This window comes from Caballeronia arvi (genome assembly GCF_001544695.2).
In the GTDB taxonomy this organism is placed as follows: domain Bacteria; phylum Pseudomonadota; class Gammaproteobacteria; order Burkholderiales; family Burkholderiaceae; genus Caballeronia; species Caballeronia arvi.
Genome location: NZ_FCOM02000291.1, coordinates 1 through 802, shown reverse-complemented (window position 1 = coordinate 802; position 802 = coordinate 1). Strand labels below are relative to the sequence as shown.

Sequence of the window (802 nt, the reverse complement as noted above, 5' to 3'; positions counted from 1 at the left end):
CCCGCACTCACTATTACGGTCACGGCTTACAACTGGTGGTGGAAGATCTCTTACGAGGGCGCCGCGGACCCGTCTGAGCGCTTTACCACCGCCAACGAAATTCACATTCCCGTGGGCGAGCCCGTTCGAATTCGGCTCGAGAGTGCGGGCGTGATTCACACCTTCTGGGTGCCGGCGCTCGCAGGTAAAACTCAGGCGATTCCCGGCCAGACAAACCAACAGTGGATTCAGGCCGATGCGCCGGGCATCTACCGTGGGCAGTGTTCTCAATTCTGTGGCGCGCAGCATGCCCACATGGCGTTCGAGGTGGTCGCCCAAAGCCGGGCGGACTTCGCCGCCTGGTCTACGAGTCAGGCGATGCTACACGGGTCAGCGAATCAAACTGCTTCGGTAGCAGCAGGGCACGAGCTTTTTAACGAGCGCTGCGCCGGGTGCCACGCCGTCAGGGGCACGTCGGCCGCCGGGGCGCTCGCCCCTGATCTGACTCACCTGAACTCACGCCGACTGATCGCTGCGGGCACGCTCAGCAATTCGCCTAGCAATCAGCTTGACTGGATCGAACACGCACAGCGCGTCAAGCCCGATGCGTGGATGCCAAGCATGACGCTCACGAAGGCCGAAGCCGAGAACCTTGCAGCGTTTCTCGCCACGCTCCAATAACCAGCGAAATTCGATGCCATGACTGAAACCGCTCCATCCGAAACAGCCGCACCCGCGCCGGACGGGATCGCGCTATCGCGCGTGCCGGAGGTCGGCCGTGTGCCACCGGGAAGCGCGAAAGAGCGGCGGTTGTTAGAAATCT

1 protein-coding gene is annotated in these 802 nt (G+C 62.3%); it reads left to right on the top strand.

Going from position 1 to position 802, the window contains the following annotated elements; all coding sequences use genetic code 11:
• Window positions 1-660, top strand: a 660-nt coding sequence (locus AWB74_RS44965) for a c-type cytochrome (RefSeq protein ID WP_143749561.1), incomplete at its 5' end; no start/stop codon positions are given.
• Window positions 661-802 lie beyond the last annotated feature (142 nt).